Genomic DNA, 20,465 nt, shown 5'->3' with positions numbered 1-20,465 from the left:
GCATTTCGCCCGCGCGGCCAGCGCGGCACACACGAGGCGACTACGCGACTACGCACCAGCAAAAATCTGCCATCATCACACCCACCTCCCCACCCGCGTCGCCCCTCACCATGCCCTCCCCAAGCACGCTGCTCGAAACAGATCGCCTCACCATGCACCCCCACGTCCGTGGAGATTTCGACGACAGCTATACGATGTGGTCCGATCCCGAAGTGATCCGCTTCATCGGCGGACAGCCGTTCAGTCGCGAAGAGGTGTGGGCGCGGCTATTGCGTTATGCCGGTCACTGGGCATTGATGGGCTTCGGCTATTGGGTGGTGCGCGACCGGCACAGCGGTCGCTTTCTCGGCGAGGTGGGGTTCGCGGACTTTCGCCGCCAGATCGAGCCGTCGCTGGAGGGCACGCCCGAGATCGGCTGGGCGCTGATCCCCGCCGCGCACGGACGCGGTTATGCCACGGAGGCGGTGCGGGCGGCGCTGCGCTGGGCCGATGCGCAATGGCCGGCGGCCGACACGGCCTGCATCATCGCGCCGGACAACACCGCCTCGCTGCGGGTCGCGCAAAAGTGCGGCTACGTGGAATGGGTGCGCACGTCGTATAAGGGCAAGCCGACCCTCCAGTTTCGCCGGATGGCCGGTCCCGCTTGAAGAGAAATAGAAGAAAAATACCCGAACTGCCGGCGCTTATCGTTGCGGTCCGATCAATTCGGCAAGCCGCGTGCGCTGATTCCCTTCGGCGTCGAAATTGCGTTCGTCGAGCCACTGCGCAAAGGCCTTGCGGAGTGCCGGGTATTCGCTGTTTATGATGGAGTACCACGCAGTGTCCCGATTGCGTCCGCGATACACAATGGCCTGCCGGAAGATGCCCTCGAACGTGAAGCCATAACGCTGCGCGGCACTGCGTGACGGTCCGTTGAGCGAATCGCATTTCCATTCGAAACGCCGGTAGCCGAGATCGTCGAACACGTACTTCAGCAGCAACGCCATCGCTTCGGTGGCGACGCGGGTGCGCTTCAGATGCGGCGAATAGGTGACGTGACCCACTTCGATCACGCCATTGCCGGCGTCGATGCGCATCAATGCGAGCGTGCCCACCGCCTTGCCGGTGGCAAGATCAATCACCGCGTGGTGCATCGGATCAGCCGACGCCGCGGCTTTCGTCAAGTGCTCGCGGTACGCATCCAGGCTCTGGAACGGGCCCACGGCCAGATAGGTCCAGTCACGGCCGTCGGTTGCGGCGCTATAGGCCTCGTAAAGATCTTCGGCGTGCCGCGCCACGTCCACCCGTTCGATCCGGCAGTAGCGGCCCACCAGCGGCTCGCTGCCGGGCAGGCGCGCCGCCTGCCAATCCGGGACCGGTGCGCCGATGGGTTGCGCGTATTCGTTGAGTCTTGGTTCCACTGTTTTCTCCTTGCTCGATGCAAGCACGATACGCCGAACGTGGTATGTTAAAAAGATCCACCACATCCTCTTTTGATGGGTCCACCGAGCATGATCGAAATCATCGGCCCGCTGACGCCCGGCGCCGTCACTGCAGCCGGCAAGCCCGTCTCGTTGCAGAAGCAGTTGATCGAACGTCTGCAACAGGCCATTCTTGCCGGACGCCTGCCGGCCGGCGCCTTGCTACCATCCTCGCGGCTGCTGGCGGCCGAGTTGGGCGTGTCGCGCAACACGGTCGTGCTCGCCTATGACCATCTGATGGCGGAAGGTTACGTGCTGGCCGATCGCAAGGGCACGCGTGTCACGTCGCTGTCGCGCCCTGCTGTGGATGCCGGCTGGCAGCAGATTGCCGCGCCCGCCGAGGTGACGTTCGCGGCGCGTCTCGCGCCGTTCACAGCCGTCCTTCCGCAGGTCGAAGGCGTCACGCGGCTGACGCCCGGCACGCCCGCGCTGGATCGCTTCCCGGTTAGCGCGTGGCGGCGTTCGCTCGAACGGGCAATGGATCGCAGTTTGCCGCGCGCCCTCGGCTACGGTGCGCCCGCTGGCGAACCGGCCCTGCGCGATGCGATTGCCGCGCATCTGCGCATCGCGCGGGGTGTGCGCTGCGACGGTTCGCAGGTGGTGATCACGGAAGGCGCGCAGGAAGCGCTCAATCTTTGCGTGTCGCTGCTCACCAACCCCGGCGATATCGCGTGGGTCGAGGATCCCGGCTATCGGGGCGCCAAGGCGGCCTTCAACGTGGGCGATCTGCGTGTCGTGCCCATGCGCGTCGATCAGGAAGGCCTCGCCGTGCCGGACGATGCCTGGCACACAACCCCGCCCAAACTGATCTACACCTCGCCCGCGCATCAATATCCGACCGGTGCCGTGCTTTCCGTGGCGCGACGGCTCGAACTCATCACGCAAGCGCGTCGTGCCGGCGCCTGGTTGATCGAGGATGACTACGACGGCGAATTTCGCCACACCGGCGAGCCGATCGCCAGCATGCAGGGCCTCGTGGCGGAGGCGCCGGTGCTGTACATCGGCTCGTTCAGCAAGACCATGTTTCCGGCGCTGCGGATTGGCTTTGTGGTGTTGCCGCGCGGCATGGTCGACGCGAGCCGCGTGGCCTTGCAGGAGATGCTGCGCGGCGGCCACCGGCTGGAACAACTGGCGCTGGCCGACTTCATCGAGGCGGGCGAGTTCGCGCGCCATCTGGGACGCATGCGACGTCTCTATCGGGAGCGCCAGCAGGCGTTGCGCGAGGCGCTCGCCGCGCATTTCGAGGACGCGCAGATACTGGGCGGCGATTGCGGCATGCATCTGACCTTGCGTCTGCCGGCGCATGTGCCGGATCGCGCGGTGGTCGAGCGTGCTGCCGCGCAGCGTGTCGCGCCGCGCGCTTTGTCCAGTTTCGCGCTCGCACCGTGTGAGGACGACAACGGCCTCGTGATCGGTTATGGCAATACCCCAGCCGAGGAGATCGGACCGGCTGTCCGGTTGCTGGCCGGGATTACCGCTGAGCTGGGCAAGGGGGCGCCAAAAGCGAATCGTCCGCGCCGCCGGTCAGGTGCGGATGTAAGCGTGCGCGCGAAGTAACCAGCGGAACGTCCAGGCCCCACGTCCCAGATATGAACCCATGTCCGCCTACGCCCGCGCATGTAAGTTTTACGCGCGCCGTCATGCCGCGCAGCGAGACCTTACGCGGTCCTCTGAAGCTTCGAACTGAGCCAGAGATGCACATAAAAAGCGTCGCATGAAGCGTCTTTGTAGCGCCCACGCGGGTCGGCGCTGGTCAGTTCATTTGCCTGAAGGCGGCGGGCATGAAGAATGCCTCTTTTTGCTTGTGACATTCCCTACACGAGAGAGGACACAATGGAAATTCGACCGACCGCGTGGTTTCCGCTGGATGGCTACACGCCCGTTCGTGAAGGCTGGTATGAAGTTCAACTGGTGAGCGGCGAAACGGCGTTCGCCAAGTTCGGCGCCGACGAGTGGACCGAGAAGCCGTTGCTCGTCTTCACCCACTGGAGAGGACTCGCTTCCAACCCGGCTCGCGCGGATGAAAGCGATCAGGAACACTACAGCGCCGAGGCCACCGCGGCTGAAGGCGTGCGTGCCGCGTGGAACGCGTTCTTCCCGGGGCTCAACGGTGAAGCGCACAAACCTTCGGACCCGGCACATGGGGAGAAGGGTTGACGCATCAGTTCATCCCAAGACTTCGCGCGACGCGTTGAGTGCGTGTGAGTGCGTCGCGCGAGTCGATCACAGCTTCACGTGGATTTCGCCGTGGATAGCGCTGCAAGCGCCCATTGCGCGACGTCGATGTCTACCTCGGGCTGCTCGCCCGCTTCGATGATCCACGCGGCCGATAATCCCGACCACGCGAGAACCCACTGCAGCAACCGTGTTCTCTCCATTCCCGTTTCTTCCAGCACGCAAGTCAAGCGTTGTTCGAAGCGCCCGGCTACGATGGCGCTAGCACGATCAGGATTGCAGAATATATTGGCGTAATCGAAACCACGTTCTCCGTAAAGACCTTTCGGGTCGATCGCAAGCCACCCGCGTGCACCGAAGTCCAGCACATTGCCATGATGAATGTCGCCGTGCAGCACGACGCTGTCACGCGGCGAGTCGAGCAATTCGCGCGCGGCGTGTGCGCACTGGGCGAGCAGGCCGCCGTGCTGTTGAGACGCGCTCCAGAGGCTGCGAAACCAGCGTGCCAACGGCACCAGCTCCGGTCGAGTCTGCGCACGCGGCGCATGAAGTTTTTCCGCAGCGGCGCAGAGAATCCGCGTGGCGTCGTCATCGTGGCCGTCGTGGACCATCTGTATCAGCGAGTGGCTGCTTTCCGCGCGTTCCAGCAACAGCGCATCGCCATCGTGCGCGAGTACGCGCGCGGCGCCTTCGCCATTCCACCAGACCATCAATGATGCACCCTGGCGTTCCTCGTCCTCCTGCGCGATCTTCAGCATGGCGGGAACGTCGCGTTGCCGCACGGGCAACAGGCGGCTACTGTGCGTGCGCAGCGGTGCGCCATCGGGTATCAGATCCCAGCGGACGATGTATTCGGTGAACATGAGCAAAAGTCTGAGCGATACGCATCACGCGTGCTGCGCGAGTTCCAGTTCTCCTAGCCGGCCTTCGATGCCTAAATGCTCCTTCAGCCAGACCCATCCTGCGGGTGTGACCTGCACGGCGCGCGTCGTCTTGGCGCGCCGCAACGAACCATTTGCGCACAGCAGGTTCATCCATTGGATGCCGAGCGGGCCGGCCAGATGATGCTGCCGCTCGGTCCAGTCGAGGCACTGACGCGCCACGCCGCGCCGAGCCTGCAACGCTGCGATATCCACGCCAAGCTGCGCGAACCACGCTACGCCCTTTGGCGTGACGTCGAAGCGCTTGTCCGCGGCGGCGACGATCAGCCCGCGTTGCTCCAGCGCCTGCGTCATCGCCACGCCGAGTCGACCCGCCAGATGATCGTAGCAGCACCGCGCAAAACGCAGCGTTTGCGCCTCGCCGCCGAGCGGTCTGCTGCGTGGCGGCGCCACGGGCGTGATCAGCGCGAGATTCTCGAGCACCAGTGCGACGTTCGATCCGCTCAGCCGGTAGTAGCGATGCCGTCCTTGTGCTTCGACAGCAACCAGTCCGCCGCTCAGCAGTTTCGCCAGATGGGTGCTGGCCGTTTGCGCCGTGACGCCGGCCGCGTAGGCCAGTTCGCCAGCGGGCAGCGCGCGACCGTCCACCAGCGCCATAAGCATGCAGGCGCGGGCAGGATCGGCGATCAGAAACGCGGTGGAAGCAATATTGGGTTGTGCGCACATGGTCGTGTCTCCACTCCAGCGCAGCGTGAGCGCCGCGATGTTGCCATCATAGGCGTTGGCACGCCCCCCATGTTTCGATGCGCGTCGAAACGTGGGGCGCGGAGGAGATGCGCGCAGTGCAGCGCGGGTGCAGCACAGTGCAGCGTTCGCGAACGAGGTTGACGGATCGTCGTCAATTCGATTACTGTCGCTTCATGGACCTCTATTCGCTTCCCTTCGCGGCTGTCACCACCACGACGACCACCCTCACGGGCGGGTCGTCCGAGGGGTGCGCGCGCTAAGTTAAAGCAAAACCGCTGCTGCACATCCCCCAAGGGCCCCGCCGGAGACGGACGGGGCCCTTGGCGTTTACGGCCCTGCGTTGATGGATTCCGGCGTGACTCGGCTTTTGACTCACCTCGTGGCTTACATCGAAACGGAGCGCATTGTGAACGACATCGATCACCGGGTATTAGGCAACAAACTGGACCTGTTCCATCAACAGGAGGAAGGTCCGGGCATGGTCTTCTGGCATCCGCGCGGCTGGGAACTGTACCGCGTGCTGGAGGATTTCGTGCGGCAGCGCATGCGGCGCGCAGGCTTTCGCGAGATCCGCACGCCGCAACTGCTGGTGCGCTCGTTGTGGGAGCGTAGCGGCCATTGGGAAAAGTTCGGTGAGCAGATGTATTCGCTCCCGGAAAGGCATGCCGCGCACGAACCCGACGCCGGACCAGACGACGGTGCAGACTCGCGCGCGCTCTGCCTCAAGCCCATGAGTTGTCCCTGTCATGCGCAGGTGTTCAACCAGCGCGTGCGCTCGTACCGCGAATTGCCGGTGCGTTATAGCGAGTTCGGCGCCTGTCATCGTGACGAACCTTCGGGCTCACTGGAAGGCCTCAAACGCACGCGCGCTTTCGTGCAGGACGACGCCCACGTGTTCTGCATGGAAGCGCAAATCGGCCAGGAAGTAGGCCGCTTTTGCGACTTGCTGCGCGGCGTGTATGCGGACCTCGGTTTTCCGGCGTTTTCCGTGGCGCTAGCGACGCGCCCGGCATTGCGTGCGGGCGATGACGTCATATGGGACCGCGCGGAAGCAGCGCTGGCCAACGCCGCGCGCGCGGCGGGGCTCGAGTTCGAGGTGCTGGAAGGCGAGGGCGCGTTCTACGGCCCCAAACTCGAATTCCATCTGCTGGATAGCCGAGCGCGCAGTTGGCAGTGCGGCACGATTCAACTCGACTTCGTGTTGCCCGAGCGTCTGGACGCGCACTATGTCAACGAACGCAACGAACGGGAGCGCCCGGTGATGATCCATCACGCCGTGCTCGGCAGCATGGAGCGTTTCATTGCGATCCTGCTCGAACATCACGAGGGCTGGTTGCCTTTGTGGCTCGCGCCCGATCAGGTGATGGTGGGGTCGATCAACGATGCGAGCGCGGGTTACGCACAAGCGGTCGTGCAGGCGTTAGAGGACGCGGGAATCCGCTGCGTGCTCGATGATCGGCCGGAGCGGCTCGAAAAAAAGATCGTCGATGCGCGGGAAAAGCAGGTGCCGCTATTCGTTGCGGTGGGTCCACGCGACGAACGTGACCGGACGATCAGCATTCGCGCGCGCGATGGTCAGCAAGCCGTGTTACCGCTGGCTGACGGTGTGGAGCGTTTGCGAGTCGAAGGGCGTGGGCCGGTTGCCATGCGGTGAAGCGCATTTACCGCATGGCGCCCCGCAACACCGCAAAATGCCGGCCAAGCCGCTCAACTCCCCAGCTCGTACTTGCCGCCGCGTTCCAGCGCACGCTGATAGGCCGGGCGGGCGTGAATGCGTTCGAGGAAACCGTTGATGGCCGGAATCTGATCATTACGGCCCCCGCGTGCCGTGGCGGCTTCGAGCGGGAAGCTCATCTGGATGTCGGCGGCGCTGAACTGGTCGCCGACAAACCAGCCGGTCGGCTTGAGCGCGTCATTTATATAGCCGAGGTGCAGCTTGAGTTGCGGATCGACGAAGCTGTCCTGCAGGGTCGAGGCAATCTTGCGCGCAATCGGCTTGGCGAAAAACGGCATCGGCGCACTGCCGATGCGCAGCGCCACCAGTTTCAGCAGCAATGGCGGCATCGCCGAGCCTTCCGCATAGTGCAGCCAGTAGGTGTAGCGCAGCCGTTCCGGTGTGCCAGGGGCGGGTGCGAAACGTCCCTCTCCATAACGATCCACCAGATATTCGATGATCGCGCCCGACTCCGCGATGGTCAAACCGTCATCCGTGATGACCGGCGACTTGCCGAGCGGATGCACCGCGCGCAACTCAGGCGGTGCCAGCATCGTCTTCGGGTCACGCTCGTACCGCTTGAGTTCGTACGGCACGCCGAGTTCTTCGAGCAGCCACAGCACGCGCTGCGAACGGGAGTTGTTCAGATGATGGACAGTCAGCATGAGAGAGGAAGAGGTGGCTGTGAAGTGTCACATCATAGAGGCCGCGCGTGGAGGCCGGCCTCTAGGCTGGATTCGAGCGCGCCGCCTTCGCGCCCATCAACTGATTCGACGGCAAACTCTCGTCGAGCAGCTTGCGCGCGCTTTCGATGCCCGCCACCGGCAAGCCCTTCGGGTCGATCAGTCCCACTTGTGCCAACACCGAGGCCTGGTCCCAGTAGATGTGCTCGTTGTACAGCTTGTCGCCGCGAAAGCACACCACGGCCAGCATCGGCACTTCGAAGTACTTGCCGGTTGGCGCGACGCCCGGCAGCAGCCAGTCGATTTCACACGTATGCGTGCAGCTGAAAACGAACTCGTCCACCACGCGGTCCGCGCCGATGGTGCGTGAAATCGGAATCAGCTTGGTGTCCTCGGGATTCGAGTGAACGAAATGATGCGTGTAAAAGCGCTTCAGATGGTCATGGCCGACGCCGCCCGTCATGGTGGGAACGTGATTGACATACGGTTCGGCGACCATCGTGGGCATGACGGCATCCACGTCGCGAGTCACGAACTCGTAATAGCAGTGCTGCTCCCACAGCGCGTTCAGGTCGTACACCGGACCTAACACCTTGCGCAACATTGCGAGCGAGCGCGAATAGGCCATCATGGTGGCCGGTTTGTCGTAGTGTGCACGCCCCGGCGTGGCGAATGCATGATCGCATCCGGGGTACACGTATTGCTCGATCTGCGGCCGCGTTTTCAACGCCGCGCTGATACGTTCACGCGTTTCGGGTGGACAGTAGCTGTCCTGCTCGGGAAAGTGAAACACCATCGGGCAACGGATGGCCGGTACTTCATCGAGCAGCGCTTCGAGCCCGACACCGTAGTAGCTCACGGCGCAATCCACGTCGGTGCGTGCGGCGCTCAGCATGGCCAGCTTGCCGCCAAGACAGTAGCCAATCGCGCCGATTTTGCCGGCCTGCTCCGGCAGCGCGCGTAACGCGGCCATCGTAGCGGCAATATCGTCCACAGCGCGATCAATGTCGAAGCGTTCGAGATAGCCGAGCGCCTGTTTCATATCGGCTTCGCCGTAGCCCAGCTGAATGCCTGGTTTCATGCGCCAGAACAGATCGGGCACTACGACCACGTAGCCTTCCTCGGCGTAGCGATCGGCCATGCCCTTCAGGTAATCGTTGATGCCGAAGATTTCCTGCAACAGCACGAGCCCCGGTCCCGATCCTTGTGCGGGGCGTGCAATGTATGCGTTGAAACGGCCGCCATCCTGGGCGACGACTTCGATGAACGACTCGGACATGCCTGGCTCCTGGCAGAAGTTACAGGTCACGCAGCGCAAAACGCTTGAGCTTGCCGGTTTCGGTGCGTGGCAGTGTGTCGATGAAGCTGATGACGCGCGGATACTTGTACGGTGCCACGTTATTCTTCACGAAATCCTGCAACTGCGCGACTAGTTTGTCATCCGTCGCAACTCCTGGGTTCAGCACCACGAAGGCCTTCACGATCTGGCCGCGCGTTTCGTCGGCGACGCCGATCACGGCGCATTCGGCTACTGCGGCATGCTGCATCAGCACGCTTTCCACTTCCGGCCCGGAGATGTTGTAGCCGGCGGAGACGATCATATCGTCCGCGCGAGCCTGGTAGAACACGTAGCCGTCTTCGTCCAGATAGACCGCATCACCCGGCAGATTCCAGCCGTCAAGCACGAACTTCATTTGCCGGGAGTCGGCCAGATAACGGCAACCGGTTGGCCCGCGCACCGCAAGTTTGCCGATCGTGCCTGGTGGCACCGGCTGCATGTCGTCGTCCACGGCTTGCACCTGATAGCCGGGCACGGCGCGGCCGATGGCGTGCGGACGAATCTCCGCGCCTGCTGCCGAAACAAAAATATGAATCATCTCGGTGCCGCCGATACCGTCGATCATCTCGATGTCCGTCGCCTCACGCCAAAGCGCGCGCGTGGAGTCGGGCAAGGCCTCGCCCGCTGAGACGGTCTTCTTCAGACTGCGAATGTCGAAGCGCGGCACGAGCGGCGCCATCTGCCGGTAGAACGTGGGCGCCGTAAACATGACGGTCGCGTGAAAACGTTCGACGGTGCGCAGCAGCGTTTCGGGCGTGAGCTTTTCGATCAGCACCGTCGAGGCTCCCACGCGTAGCGGAAAACACAGCACGCCGCCAAGGCCGAAGGTGAATGCCAGCGGCGGTGTTCCGCAGAAAACGTCGTTGGCCGTGGGCTTGAGCACATGACGCGGGAACAGATCGCACATCATCAGCACGTCGCGATGGAAATGCATGCAGCCTTTCGGCGCACCCGTCGTGCCGCTCGTGAAGGCGATGAGGCAGACGTCGTCGCTGGCGGTGTCGCAGGCGTCGAATACAGAAGGCTTGTTGACGGCGAGCGTATCGAGCGAAGTGGCCGCGTCGTCGTGAAACTGCAAGGTCTGTTCGAGCGTCGCGCAGAAAAACTCGTCATGGGGATCACGGCAGCGCGCCAGTTCGTCGGTGAGGCGCGCATCGCACAATGCTGCGCTGATATGCGCCTTGTCGATGATCTGCTTGAGTTCCTTCGCGCGCAGCAGCGGCATGGTGGGCACCAGCACCAGTCCGGCCTTCAGCGAAGCGAGCGCGGCGACGGCCATCTGCAAGGTGTTCGGCCCGCGCAGCAAGACGCGATTGCCGGGCCGCAAGCCCATTTCATCCACCAGCACATGCGCGCTGCGATTTACCAGTGCGAGCAACTCGTTATACGTCGTGGCGCGTGCTGCGCCGTCCACTTCGGACCAGATGGCCGGGCGATCGCCGTGACCGGCGGCGATGGTGCGGTCCAGTAACTCGGTCGCGCAATTGATCCGGGCCGGGTAGGCGACATCGGGATTGTCCAGCAGAAAAACCGGCCATTGGTCCTGTGGCGGAAGATTGTCGCGGGCGAAAGTATCGACGTGAGCTGACGGTTCCATGACGGTCTCTCGAACGTTTGGCGAGCTTAGTGGGGAATCACAGCGGTGGCTTCGATCTCGACTTTCGCTTCGTCCTCGATGAGCGCCACGACCTGAATCGCGCTCATGGCGATGTCGTAGTCGCCAATCAGCTCACGAAACGCGCGGCCGATATCCTTGAGCGCCGCGAGATATTCGCGCTTGTCGGTGACGTACCAGGTCATCCTCACCAGATGCTCGGGCTGGCCGCCCGCTTCACGCAGTACGTCGAGTACGTTGCGCAAGGCCTGAATGGCTTGCGCGGCGAAATCTGAGCTGTGAAAGCGCGCCTCGGCATCCCAGCCAATCTGACCGGCGATGAACACTTGCGTACCGACAGCGGCAACACCGTTGGCATAGCCGCGGGGCTTGATCCAGCCAGCAGGGAGAAGGGCTTTTTTCATGGACGTGGCTCGTCGGAGTGAAATGCAGCGAGTGCAGTGGCGATATCGTCGGGAATGTCGATGGACTGACCGGTTTCGAGCGAGGTCGTCACGAGCACCTGATGGGCCTTGAATCGAACCTCGCCGTCGCAATGACCGACGATGTCGATGCGAATAGAACGTTTGCCGATCGACGCGACGCCAAGCGATAGCGTGATGCGCTCGCCCATCAAACTCGGCTTCGAGAATTCGCAGTCGAGCTTGACGATCGGCAAACCGATGCGGCGGTTTCCGATCATCTGCGCGTAGTCGACGTGCAGCCGCTCGGTGAACCAGTCCTCGACGAGCGCGTTGGTCAGCACGAGGTATTGCGGAAAGAACACCATGCCGGCGGGATCGCAATGCGCGAAACGGATGCGCACCGGCATGTCGAACGTAGTGCTCATGACTGATCGCCCGCTGCCAGATGGGCAGCATGCGCGGCGTGTGACTTCAACAGATCGCGCCCGACAATCAACTGCTGCACTTCTGTTGCGCCTTCGTAGATGCGCAGCGCGCGAATTTCGCGGTACAGCATTTCGACGGCGGTGCCGCTCTGCACGCCCATGCCGCCCCACAGTTGCACGGCGGCGTCGATCACCTGTTGCGCGCCTTCGCTGGCGTGCCATTTCGCCATCGCCGCTTCACGGGTCACGTGTTCGCCCTGATCGCGCAACCATGCGGCGCGATAGACGAGCAGTGCGCTGCTGTCGATGGTGAGCGCCATCTGTGCGAGCTTCGCCTGCGTCAACTGAAAATCGCCGAGCGTCTGACCGAACATCTTGCGTGAAGCGGCACGTGTGAGGCCTTCCGCCATTGCATGACGCGCAAAGCCCAACGACGCCGCTGCCACCGACGTGCGGAAAATGTCGAGCGTGCGCATGGCCAGTTTGAAGCCTTCGCCTGCTTCACCGAGCATCTGGCTGCGCGGTACACGTGCATTAGCAAAATGCAGACGGGCAAGTGGATGCGGCGCCATCACGTCGATGCGTTCGGCGATCTCCAGGCCCGGCGTGTCCGCGTCGACGATAAACGCGGTGATGCCACGTGCGCCTGGCGCCTCGCCGGTGCGCGCGAACACCACGTAGAAATCGGCGATGCCACCGTTGGAAATCCATGTCTTGTCGCCGTCGAGCACGTAGCTATCGCCATCGGCGCGCGCCGTGAGCGCCATCGCGGCGACATCCGAACCGGCTTCGGGTTCCGACAGCGCGAACGCGGCAATTGCCGTGCCGTTGGCAACGCGCGGCAAGTAGCGTTGTTTCTGTGCATGCGTGCCGCCCAGCGAGATCGCGCCCGAGCCGAGCCCCTGCATGGCAAGCGCAAAGTCGGCGAGGCCGGAATGACGGGCGAGCGTTTCGCGCAGCAGGCAGACGGCGCGCGTGTCGATGGTGTCGCCGTGTCCACCGTAGGCCGTGCCGCCCACGCCATACTTCAGCCAGCCCGCTTGTCCCAGTTCGTGCACCAGATGACGGCAGGTGGCGTCGACCTCGTTACGGCTGTTTCCATGCGCCGCATTGCTCAAATGTACACGCGCCCATGCTTCGACGCCGGCCGCGAGTTCGCGATGACGGTCCTCGAAAAACGGCCACGCCAGCGCGCCATGCAGGTCTACTTTTGCAGAAGCGCTCACGTCAGTCTCCTTCGAACACGGGACGCGTTTTCGCCGCGAAGGCGCGGTACGCGCGCTCGAAATCGCGCGTGCTCATGCAGATGGCTTGCGCCTGGGCTTCCGACTCGATGGCTTCATCGACGCTCATGCTCCATTCCTGATGCAGCATTTTCTTCGTGACGCCATGCGCAAACGTGGGCCCCGCAACCAGCTCCGCAGCGAGGCGCGCGGCATCGTCGAGCAGGGCGTCGGGCTCGCATAGACGGTTATAGAAGCCCCATGCATGGCCTTCGTCGCCGCTCGCGGAACGGCCGGTCAGTAGCAATTCAGTGGCGCGACCTTGCCCGATGATGCGCGGCAAGATCGAACACGCGCCCATATCGCAGCCCGCGAGACCCACGCGTGAGAACAGAAACGCGAGTTTGCTGCGTGACGTGCCGAGGCGCAGATCGGCGGCCATCGCGAGGATGGCGCCCGCGCCCGCGCATACACCGTCGACGGCAGCGACGATGGGTTGCGGACAGTGACGCATCGCCTTGACGAGATCGCCGGTCATGCGGGTGAACAGCAGCAACTCCGGCATGGGCAGATCGATCAGCGGCGCGATGATGTCGTGCACGTCGCCGCCCGAGCAGAAATTGCCGCCGGCGCCGTGAATCACCACGGCCTTGACGTCCGTTGCGTAGACAAGTCGACGAAACAGGTCGCGCAACTCCGCATAGGATTCGAACGTCAGCGGGTTTTTGCGCTCGGGCCGGTTGAGTGTGATGGTCGCCACGTTCGCCGCCACAGACCAGCCGAAGTGCTGGGCCTGATATTGCGCGAGCGTAATGCGATTGCCGGCGAGCAGTGCGTCGGCGTTGGATCGTGTCATGGGAATGTCCCTCTGTTTCTGTGCGCGTCAATCTTTGAGGTTGTCGAGCAGATGCTTTTTCAGTTTGCCCAGCCGCTGGTGCGTGCGCGATTTCTCGTCGAGACTCAGGCCGCCGAACATCTCGACCACCCATTGCTCGTGCGCCACGGCCATGCGGTCGAACTGCGCGCGGCCCGCAGGCGTGAGACGCACGCTGATCGCGCGGCGATCGTTGGGATCAGCGTCGCGAACCACGAAGCCTTCGTTTTCCAGTTGATCTGTAATGCCGGTGACATTGCCACCCGTCACCATCAGACGGCGCGACAACTCAGTCATCTTGAGTCCCTCGGGGTGACGTTCGAGTTGCGCCATCAAGTCGAAACGCGGCAGCGTGGTGTCGAATTCCGTGCGCAGACGTTTGCGCAATTCGGCCTGCACGAGGTTGGTCGTGGTCAGCATGCGCAGCCATAAACGCAGACCCATGTGACTGTCGACACCCGTGCTCATTTCCATATCCACGACATTCTCTGCGGGCTTGGCCACACCTTTGCGCGGTGGCTTCGTGTCTGCGGCGGGAGTCTTTTTCGCGTTGGCTGATCGTGTCACGTGACTTCTCCACCGGAGACGGAAATGGATTGACCGGTTATCGCGGCCGAGCCTGGCATGCAGAGCCATAGGGCGGCGTTGGCGACTTCTTCGGGAACCACGAAACGCTGCTGCGGGTTGTGACGCAACAGGATGCTGCGCGCTTCCTGTTCGCTGCGCGAGGTCTTGCTCGTAATCTGTTCGAGCGACGCGCGCAACAGTTCGGTTTCCGTGTAGCCGGGACAGATCGCATTGACCGTGATGCCCTTCGTGGCCACTTCGAGCGCAAGGGCACGCGTTAATCCGATCACGCCGTGCTTCGCCGCGCAATACGCCGCGACGTACGCATAACCGATCTGCCCCGCCGTGCTCGCAACGTTGACGATGCGACCCGCGCCACGTTCGAGCATGCCGGGCAGCACCGCGCGGGTACACAGAAATACGCCGGTGAGGTTGACGTCGAGCATGCGCTGCCACAACGCCATGTCCGTATGCGCGAACGGCGCGGTCTGCGCCTGGCCGGCGTTGTTGATCAGCAGATCGACTGGGCCAGCCCGTTCGAACGCGGCAGCGACGGCGGCTTCGTTGCCAACGTCCACGCTCACGTACGCCACTTCGCCGAGCGCGCTCAACACGTTACGTTGCGCGTCGAGACGGGCGCGGTCGCGGCCCATCAACGTGACGCGTGCGCCGTGGCGCAACAGGGCTTCGGCAATTGCAGCGCCAATGCCACTGCCACCGCCCGTGACCACGGCATGCTGTCCCTTCAAAGCTTGAACGCTCGCTACGGTATTCATAGTCACACGGTTCCTTCTGCGCGCTGCGCGCGCTCTTGCGGCGACAAACCGGCATTCGCCGCAGCTTGCGCACGCTCGCGTTCGAGATTGCGTTCGAGTTGCGATTTGGCCGCGGTGTATTGCTTCGGCCACATCACGTCGAAATAGCCGATTTTGGCGGCTTCGTTGAGTGTCCACGCGGGATTGGCCAGATGCGGCCGCGCGACCGCGCATAGATCGGCACGGCCTGCCGCGATGATGCTGTTCACGTGATCCGCTTCGGAAATCGCACCCACGGCGATGGTAGCGATGCCCGCTTCGTTGCGGATGCGGTCCGCAAACGGCGTCTGGAACATCCGGCCATACACGGGCTTTTCGTCCTTGCTGACCTGGCCGGACGAGACGTCGATCATGTCCGCGCCCGCGGCCTTGAAGGCTCGCGCAATTTCGACCGCATCGTCCGGCGTCGTGCCGCCGTCTACCCAGTCGTGCGCGGAGATGCGCACCGAGATGGGCTTGTCTTGCGGCCACACCTTGCGAATCGCGGCAAACACCTGCAAGGGGTAACGCAGACGGTTCTGCAATGACCCGCCATATTCATCACGACGCTGATTGGTGAGCGGCGAGAGGAAGCTGGAGAGGAAATAACCGTGGGCGCAGTGCAGTTCGAGCCAGTCGAAGCCTGCTTCAGCGGCCATTTCCGTTGCGCGCACAAATTGCGCTTCGATCTCACGCAGATCTTCGTGACTCGCTTCGCGCGACCATTGACTCACGCCGCGCAGATATTGCTGCGGAGAGGCGGAAACGAGCGGCCAATTGTTGTCGGGTAGCGGCTGATCGATGCCATCCCAACTCACACGCGTAGATGCCTTCGCGCCAGCATGACCGAGTTGCATGCCGATCTTCGCATCCGACTGCTTATGCACGAACTCCACGATGCGCCGCCATGCGCTGAGATGCGCGGACGTGTACATGCCGGGACATCCGGACGTAATGCGGGCTTCGGGCGACACGCAGGTCATCTCCGTCATCACGAGAGCCGCGCCGCCCAGCGCGCGTGCGCCGAGATGCATCAGGTGATAGTCACCGGCCACGCCGTCCACGGCGGAATATTGCGCCATAGGCGACACCACCACGCGGTTCTTGAGCGTGACACCACGCAGCCTGAAGGGCGTGAACATGGGCGGAATGGAGTGCTTTTCTGGCGCGCGTTGTACGCCGTTGGCGTTTGCGAGCCAGTCCTCGAAAGCGGAAACGTAGCGCGCATCGCGTTCACGCAGATTCTCGTGCGAGATGCGTTGTGAGCGCGTGAGCAGCGAATAGGCGAATTGCTCCGGCGCAAAGGACGTATAACGGTCGACGTGTTCGAACCATTCCGTCGAATTACGCGCAGCGTTTTGAATGCGCAGCACGTCGATGCTGCGCACCTGCGTGTAATGCGTGAGCGCGGCCGCGAGATTGCCGGGGTGGGCGCCGATGCTGTTGGCCAGTTCGATCGAATCTTCCAGCGCGAGCTTGGTGCCCGAGCCGATCGAAAAGTGCGCGGTGTGCGCGGCGTCGCCCATCAATACGACAGGCGTGCGGGTGCCGTCCGCGTTATCACGCCAGTGCACCCACTCCTGATTGACCACGCGCGGAAAGCGGATCCATTGCGACGATCCACGCAAATGCGCGGCATTCGACAGCAACGGATGGCCGTCCAGATACTTCGCAAAGAGCTTTTCGCAAAAGGCGATGCTGTCTTCCTTGCTCATCTCGTCGAGACCGGCCGCGCGCCACACGCGCTCCGGCGTCTCGACAATGAAGGTAGAGGTCTGATCGTCGAAGCGGTAGGCATGGGCCTGAAACCAGCCCCACTCAGTTTCTTCGAAGGCGAACGTGAACGCCTCGAATAGTTTTTTCGTGCCGAGCCAGACGAAGCGACAGTCGCGCATGTCGATGTCGGGCCGGTACGTGGCGGCGTACTTTTGACGGATCGCGCTATTCGCACCGTCGCAGGCGATGATCAGATCGGCTTCGTAGGCGCTGTCGTCCGTGACCTGGGTTTCGAACACCAGTTTGACACCGAGCGCTTCGCAACGCGCCTGCAGGATGTTCAGCAGACGCTTGCGGCCAATGCCACAGAATCCATGCCCAGAGGAACGCACCTGCTGGCCGCGAAAGTTGATCTCGATGTCGTCCCAGTGATTGAAGGCGCTGAGGATGGCGTCGGCGCTTGGAGCATCCGCCGCGCGCAGGTTGCCGAGCGTCTGGTCCGAGAAGACGACGCCCCAGCCGAAGGTGTCATAAGGCCGGTTTCGCTCGATGACGGTCACTTCGTGCGACGGATCGCGGCTCTTCATCAACAGCCCGAAGTAGAGACCGGCGGGGCCCCCTCCGATACAGACGATACGCATACCAGCACCTCGCAAGGATTCTGCGAGGTAATTTAGGTTTAGATAGTTTAGATGTCAAGTAAATGGTGTGGTGCGCTGCGGGGGAAAGGTTTGGCTGAACCCGCCTTTATCCGTTTGCCGCAAACAATGTTTTCAGAATTGCGCATCGACAGCGGCTTTTCGCAACGGGATACTTTGGCCATCCGAATCACCTGATGGCAGGGCGCGCCGCAAGGCGGCTTGAGACGGCCACAAGGCCGGAATTTCGAGGGATACCGAAATGGATGAGCAAAAACGCCAAAGCATGATCGCCTACCTGCGTCGCAAGATGGCGAAGGTGGGAATCAAATTGGGTGACGTCGCAGCAGCAATCGCCGAGGAGCGGACGCGCCAGAAGGCTGCGCGATACCGCAGTGCTTTCGGCGACACGTGGGACGGCAAGGGCGATATGCCTCAGTGGTTGCGCCAGGCCACGAGCGCCGGCCAGTCGCTGTCGCACTTCGCTATCGAGAAAGCGTCGACGCCAGTTAGCCGTGCACGTGCTGCGACCGACTGGAGCCGCGACCCGTTTGCCGGCACGAGACTGGCCACCGTGCGGGCGTCGTAAGTCGTCCGGGCGCTGACCTATTGAAGAACGCGTGAAGAACGCCTGAAGAGCGTGGCTTTTCCACGCTAGACCAGACATTGAAACGCCGCCTTCGTGCCGAAGGCGGCGAGTGTCGCTATCCAACCAACAGCGCATGCCGGAGCGTTGGGTTCAACCCACCGCCCTAGCGCAGCTGCCTGTTCGCAATTCCACACGAATCCGCCCATCGCCTTTAAAACGCCAATATTTTCAACTGATTGCGCGATCGCAAACCGCCGCGCCACCGTTTGGCATGCACCTTGCCTTAATACCCTCCGAGGAGTGGCGACACCCTCAAAACAGAACGGACATCCCCTGATCGCCCAATTTGCCCTTGGAGAATCGAAATGAACACACTGGAAATCAAAGACCTTCCCGAAGCTACCATCGAGATGGATCGCACTGCCATGAGCGCCATCAGCGGCGGAACGTTGCCGCAGCAGATCGTGAACATCATCCAGGCCGTCAACGACTACGCCAATGACTCGCCTGTCCAGCACAGCTTCACCGGCAGCGGGACTTCTGTGACGTACTGACAGAAACACGGTGATTCAGGTCGGGGCTCCTCCAGCGAGGGGCCCCTTCGACGCGTTTCGCTACACTGCGCATTTTCGCTGACACTTGTCAGGAGGATGCATGGACCGCATGGTGGCGATGGAGACTTTCGTAACAGTGGTCGACGCGGGTTCATTTTCTGCCGCCGCACGCCGCCTGAAGCTGGGTCAACCAGCGGTCTCGAAGGCAGTCGCACAGTTGGAAGAACGCCTGGGCGCCCGTTTGCTCTTGAGGTCGACGCGTGGCCTCGCGCCCACGGATGCCGGACAGCGTTTCTATGAGCACGCGCTCAGGGCCATCGACGAGGCCGAGCAAGCCGAGCAGGCCGTGCGCGAGTCGTCGGATGGCTTGTCAGGACGGTTGCGCATCGGTGCAGCCGTCACCTTCGCCCGGTTGCACGTGTTGCCGGCACTGAAGTCTTTCCTCGACCAACATCCCAATCTGAGCATCGAGATCGTGCTCGATGACCGCTCCGTCGATCTGCTCGAAGAAGGCGTCGATGTCGCATTGCGGATGGGCACGCTAGACGACTCGACCATGACCGCACGTCGCATCGCGACCGGGCGGCGGGTCGTCGTCGGCACGCCGTCGTATTTCGCTGAAGCCGGAATTCCGGACACCCCTGCCGAGCTGAGCCGGCATCAGGCGGTCGTGTACTCCCTGCGCGGCGGCGGTGAATCATGGCTGTTCAGCCACGCTGACGGCACCGATTCAACCGTGAGCCTGTCCGGCCGAATCAGCGTGAACGCAGCCGAAGGCATGCGCACGGCAGTACTGGGTCACATGGGTCTCGCCGTTGCTTCCGAATGGATGTTCGCCCCCGAACTCGCGAGCGGCGCGGTTCAGGCCGTCCTGACCGACTGGACGCTGCCGCATATCGACCTGTGGGCCGTGTTCCCGTCGGGCCGCATGGCAACCACGAAAGCGCGTGCCTTCGTCGCGTTCGTCGAGCACCTTCTCAACGAGCGCCAATCCGGCGAGGACCTCATCGCCTAGCCGCTTCGCACGTGCGCGCCAGCTGTCCGCACGGCCCGTCGTAGCGGGAATATGAGCTATTCCTGGCGCGCGACTACCGCGCAATGTCACGCGAGCGGACGATACGCCTCAACCAATGCACGAAACATTGGTTCCGATGCAGCAGTCGCTCCGGCTGTTCAAGCCGGTGGACTGCTCCGAAACCTGTTTGTTGAGGAAAACCATGACTCAAGCTCTGAAAGGCAAACTCGCCCTCGTTACCGGTGCTTCACGCGGAATCGGTGCTGCTATTGCGGCACGTCTTGCGCGCGATGGCGCCGCGGTCGTCGTTCACTATGCGTCGAATGCGGCGCGGGCCGAAGCAGTCGTGAAGGAAATCCGCGCTGCTGGCGGCGAGGCCGAAGCGGTGGGCGCTAACCTGGCGCAGCCGGAAGGCGTCAAGAAGCTGATTGACTCGTTGAACGGCGCATTTGGCGGCCGCTTCGAGGGGCGGCTCGACATCCTGGTGAACAACGCGGGCACGGTCGAGTATGGGCCGTTCCTCGATTCTGCTGAGTCGTCGTACGACACGCACTTCAACCTGAATGTTCGTGCACCGATCGAACTGGCAAAAGACGCGGCAACGCGCATGGTCGCGGCGGGCTGGGGCCGCATTATCAACGTGGGCTCCGCGTTTGGCGAAGCGGCGCCGCTGCCCGGCGTGACGCTCTATATCGCATCGAAGTTTGCCCTCAGAGGCTTCACGCGCGGGTTATCACGCGAGCTCGGCAAATTCGGCGTGACGGTCAACGCGGTTCAGCCTGGCCCGATCGACACCGAACTGGCTCCGCAACCCGGCACGGAAGACCATGCAACGATGACGAAGCTTGCGAGCGTGGGCCGTTTCGGCAAACCGGAAGAAATCGCGGCGGCCGTGGCCTACCTTGCCAGCCCCGAAGCAGGCTACACGACCGGCGAGAGCCTGACGGTCGACGGTGGATGGATTGCCTGACGCCAGCCGCCCGGCGGAGTGCTATCCGAATGCACGTGCGTTCGGATAGCCTCGACCGACGATGGCCGCGTCGATACCGACG

21 protein-coding genes are annotated in these 20,465 nt (G+C 62.8%); 8 read left to right on the top strand and 13 right to left on the bottom strand.

What is annotated here, in order from left to right:
- Nucleotides 1–110: 110 nt before the first annotated feature.
- Nucleotides 111–647 carry a GNAT family N-acetyltransferase gene (locus D0B32_RS01155; RefSeq protein WP_117331850.1) on the top strand — a complete coding sequence of 179 codons (537 nt, stop codon included), beginning with the start codon at nt 111–113 and terminating at the stop codon, nt 645–647.
- Nucleotides 648–683: 36 nt separating this feature from the next.
- Here the strand turns inward: D0B32_RS01155 and D0B32_RS01150 are convergent, their stop codons facing one another.
- Nucleotides 684–1,400, bottom strand: a complete 717-nt coding sequence (locus tag D0B32_RS01150) for a GNAT family N-acetyltransferase (RefSeq protein ID WP_117331849.1) — start codon at nt 1,398–1,400, stop codon at nt 684–686.
- A 90-nt stretch (nt 1,401–1,490) separates the two neighbouring features.
- Here D0B32_RS01150 and D0B32_RS01145 point away from each other — a divergent pair, with 90 nt between their 5' ends.
- Entirely contained in the window at nt 1,491–3,017 is a 1,527-nt protein-coding gene (locus D0B32_RS01145; RefSeq protein ID WP_117331848.1) for a PLP-dependent aminotransferase family protein, read from the top strand.
- 276 nt (nt 3,018–3,293) lie between these two features.
- Nucleotides 3,294–3,617, top strand: a complete 324-nt coding sequence (locus D0B32_RS01140; protein WP_117331847.1) for a hypothetical protein — start codon at nt 3,294–3,296, stop codon at nt 3,615–3,617.
- Nucleotides 3,618–3,691: 74 nt separating this feature from the next.
- On the opposite strand, the gene D0B32_RS01135 is transcribed toward D0B32_RS01140, so the two are convergent.
- Together D0B32_RS01135 and D0B32_RS01130 are read right to left on the bottom strand one after the other, a co-directional pair.
- The gene (locus D0B32_RS01135) at nt 3,692–4,498 is read right to left on the bottom strand and encodes an aminoglycoside phosphotransferase family protein (protein ID WP_117331846.1); all 807 of its coding nucleotides are present in this window, start codon (nt 4,496–4,498) and stop codon (nt 3,692–3,694) included.
- Between the two features lie 24 nt (nt 4,499–4,522).
- Nucleotides 4,523–5,242, bottom strand: a complete 720-nt coding sequence (locus D0B32_RS01130) for a helix-turn-helix transcriptional regulator (protein WP_117331845.1) — start codon at nt 5,240–5,242, stop codon at nt 4,523–4,525.
- A 376-nt stretch (nt 5,243–5,618) separates the two neighbouring features.
- On the opposite strand from D0B32_RS01130, the gene thrS reads away from it, so the two are divergent.
- Nucleotides 5,619–6,917 (top strand): threonine--tRNA ligase, encoded by a 1,299-nt coding sequence (gene thrS / locus D0B32_RS01120; RefSeq protein WP_259294846.1) that lies wholly within the window; start codon nt 5,619–5,621, stop codon nt 6,915–6,917.
- Nucleotides 6,918–6,970: 53 nt separating this feature from the next.
- On the opposite strand, the gene D0B32_RS01115 is transcribed toward thrS, so the two are convergent.
- From D0B32_RS01115 to D0B32_RS01070, 10 genes are all read right to left on the bottom strand, one after another.
- Nucleotides 6,971–7,642 (bottom strand): glutathione S-transferase, encoded by a 672-nt coding sequence (locus D0B32_RS01115; protein ID WP_117331842.1) that lies wholly within the window; start codon nt 7,640–7,642, stop codon nt 6,971–6,973.
- Between the two features lie 61 nt (nt 7,643–7,703).
- The gene (locus D0B32_RS01110) at nt 7,704–8,939 is read right to left on the bottom strand and encodes a dienelactone hydrolase family protein (RefSeq protein WP_117331841.1); all 1,236 of its coding nucleotides are present in this window, start codon (nt 8,937–8,939) and stop codon (nt 7,704–7,706) included.
- A 19-nt stretch (nt 8,940–8,958) separates the two neighbouring features.
- Entirely contained in the window at nt 8,959–10,596 is a 1,638-nt protein-coding gene (locus tag D0B32_RS01105; RefSeq protein WP_117331840.1) for an AMP-binding protein, read from the bottom strand.
- Nucleotides 10,597–10,622: 26 nt separating this feature from the next.
- The gene (locus tag D0B32_RS01100; RefSeq protein WP_117331839.1) at nt 10,623–11,018 is read right to left on the bottom strand and encodes a RidA family protein; all 396 of its coding nucleotides are present in this window, start codon (nt 11,016–11,018) and stop codon (nt 10,623–10,625) included.
- On the bottom strand, nt 11,015–11,443 hold the full coding sequence (locus D0B32_RS01095; protein ID WP_117331838.1) for a thioesterase family protein: 429 nt from the start codon (nt 11,441–11,443) through the stop codon (nt 11,015–11,017). Before D0B32_RS01095 ends, D0B32_RS01100 begins: the two co-directional genes overlap by 4 nt.
- Nucleotides 11,440–12,669, bottom strand: a complete 1,230-nt coding sequence (locus tag D0B32_RS01090) for an acyl-CoA dehydrogenase family protein (RefSeq protein ID WP_117331837.1) — start codon at nt 12,667–12,669, stop codon at nt 11,440–11,442. Before D0B32_RS01090 ends, D0B32_RS01095 begins: the two co-directional genes overlap by 4 nt.
- Before the next feature lies 1 nt (nt 12,670).
- Nucleotides 12,671–13,522 carry an enoyl-CoA hydratase family protein gene (locus D0B32_RS01085; RefSeq protein ID WP_117331836.1) on the bottom strand — a complete coding sequence of 284 codons (852 nt, stop codon included), beginning with the start codon at nt 13,520–13,522 and terminating at the stop codon, nt 12,671–12,673.
- A gap of 27 nt (nt 13,523–13,549) precedes the next feature.
- Nucleotides 13,550–14,107 carry a MarR family winged helix-turn-helix transcriptional regulator gene (locus D0B32_RS01080; protein ID WP_117331835.1) on the bottom strand — a complete coding sequence of 186 codons (558 nt, stop codon included), beginning with the start codon at nt 14,105–14,107 and terminating at the stop codon, nt 13,550–13,552.
- Nucleotides 14,104–14,883: an SDR family NAD(P)-dependent oxidoreductase gene (locus D0B32_RS01075; RefSeq protein ID WP_117331834.1), complete on the bottom strand. Its 780-nt coding sequence runs from the start codon at nt 14,881–14,883 to the stop codon at nt 14,104–14,106. The genes D0B32_RS01080 and D0B32_RS01075 overlap by 4 nt, the downstream gene beginning before the upstream one ends.
- A 2-nt stretch (nt 14,884–14,885) precedes the next feature.
- Complete coding sequence (locus tag D0B32_RS01070; protein ID WP_117331833.1) at nt 14,886–17,258, bottom strand: bifunctional salicylyl-CoA 5-hydroxylase/oxidoreductase; 2,373 nt, start codon at nt 17,256–17,258, stop codon at nt 14,886–14,888.
- A 259-nt stretch (nt 17,259–17,517) separates the two neighbouring features.
- Between D0B32_RS01070 and D0B32_RS01065 the strand changes: the two genes are divergently transcribed.
- The 4 genes from D0B32_RS01065 to D0B32_RS01050 all read left to right on the top strand — a co-directional run bounded on the left by D0B32_RS01065 (nt 17,518) and on the right by D0B32_RS01050 (nt 20,383).
- Complete coding sequence (locus tag D0B32_RS01065; protein ID WP_117331832.1) at nt 17,518–17,844, top strand: H-NS family nucleoid-associated regulatory protein; 327 nt, start codon at nt 17,518–17,520, stop codon at nt 17,842–17,844.
- 365 nt (nt 17,845–18,209) lie between these two features.
- The gene (locus D0B32_RS01060; protein WP_117331831.1) at nt 18,210–18,398 is read left to right on the top strand and encodes a hypothetical protein; all 189 of its coding nucleotides are present in this window, start codon (nt 18,210–18,212) and stop codon (nt 18,396–18,398) included.
- Between the two features lie 100 nt (nt 18,399–18,498).
- Nucleotides 18,499–19,413: a LysR family transcriptional regulator gene (locus tag D0B32_RS01055; RefSeq protein WP_117331830.1), complete on the top strand. Its 915-nt coding sequence runs from the start codon at nt 18,499–18,501 to the stop codon at nt 19,411–19,413.
- A 202-nt stretch (nt 19,414–19,615) separates the two neighbouring features.
- Nucleotides 19,616–20,383, top strand: a complete 768-nt coding sequence (locus D0B32_RS01050; protein WP_117333402.1) for an SDR family NAD(P)-dependent oxidoreductase — start codon at nt 19,616–19,618, stop codon at nt 20,381–20,383.
- Nucleotides 20,384–20,465 lie beyond the last annotated feature (82 nt).

The organism is Paraburkholderia sp. DHOC27, from assembly GCF_003429005.1.
GTDB lineage: Bacteria > Pseudomonadota > Gammaproteobacteria > Burkholderiales > Burkholderiaceae > Paraburkholderia.
The sequence above is the reverse complement of the archived record's forward strand: the minus strand, read 5'-3'. Positions and strand labels throughout refer to the sequence as shown.

Coding starts and splice junctions, on each gene's coding strand:
- D0B32_RS01155 (WP_117331850.1), top strand. CDS start 111: ATGCCCTCCCCAAGCACGCTGCTCGAAACAGATCGCCTCACCATGCAC.
- D0B32_RS01145 (WP_117331848.1), top strand. CDS start 1,491: ATGATCGAAATCATCGGCCCGCTGACGCCCGGCGCCGTCACTGCAGCC.
- D0B32_RS01140 (WP_117331847.1), top strand. CDS start 3,294: ATGGAAATTCGACCGACCGCGTGGTTTCCGCTGGATGGCTACACGCCC.
- D0B32_RS01135 (WP_117331846.1), bottom strand. CDS start 4,498: ATGTTCACCGAATACATCGTCCGCTGGGATCTGATACCCGATGGCGCA.
- D0B32_RS01130 (WP_117331845.1), bottom strand. CDS start 5,242: ATGTGCGCACAACCCAATATTGCTTCCACCGCGTTTCTGATCGCCGAT.
- D0B32_RS01115 (WP_117331842.1), bottom strand. CDS start 7,642: ATGCTGACTGTCCATCATCTGAACAACTCCCGTTCGCAGCGCGTGCTG.
- D0B32_RS01110 (WP_117331841.1), bottom strand. CDS start 8,939: ATGTCCGAGTCGTTCATCGAAGTCGTCGCCCAGGATGGCGGCCGTTTC.
- D0B32_RS01105 (WP_117331840.1), bottom strand. CDS start 10,596: ATGGAACCGTCAGCTCACGTCGATACTTTCGCCCGCGACAATCTTCCG.
- D0B32_RS01100 (WP_117331839.1), bottom strand. CDS start 11,018: ATGAAAAAAGCCCTTCTCCCTGCTGGCTGGATCAAGCCCCGCGGCTAT.
- D0B32_RS01095 (WP_117331838.1), bottom strand. CDS start 11,443: ATGAGCACTACGTTCGACATGCCGGTGCGCATCCGTTTCGCGCATTGC.
- D0B32_RS01085 (WP_117331836.1), bottom strand. CDS start 13,522: ATGACACGATCCAACGCCGACGCACTGCTCGCCGGCAATCGCATTACG.
- D0B32_RS01075 (WP_117331834.1), bottom strand. CDS start 14,883: ATGAATACCGTAGCGAGCGTTCAAGCTTTGAAGGGACAGCATGCCGTG.
- D0B32_RS01070 (WP_117331833.1), bottom strand. CDS start 17,258: ATGCGTATCGTCTGTATCGGAGGGGGCCCCGCCGGTCTCTACTTCGGG.
- D0B32_RS01065 (WP_117331832.1), top strand. CDS start 17,518: ATGGATGAGCAAAAACGCCAAAGCATGATCGCCTACCTGCGTCGCAAG.
- D0B32_RS01060 (WP_117331831.1), top strand. CDS start 18,210: ATGAACACACTGGAAATCAAAGACCTTCCCGAAGCTACCATCGAGATG.
- D0B32_RS01055 (WP_117331830.1), top strand. CDS start 18,499: ATGGACCGCATGGTGGCGATGGAGACTTTCGTAACAGTGGTCGACGCG.
- D0B32_RS01050 (WP_117333402.1), top strand. CDS start 19,616: ATGACTCAAGCTCTGAAAGGCAAACTCGCCCTCGTTACCGGTGCTTCA.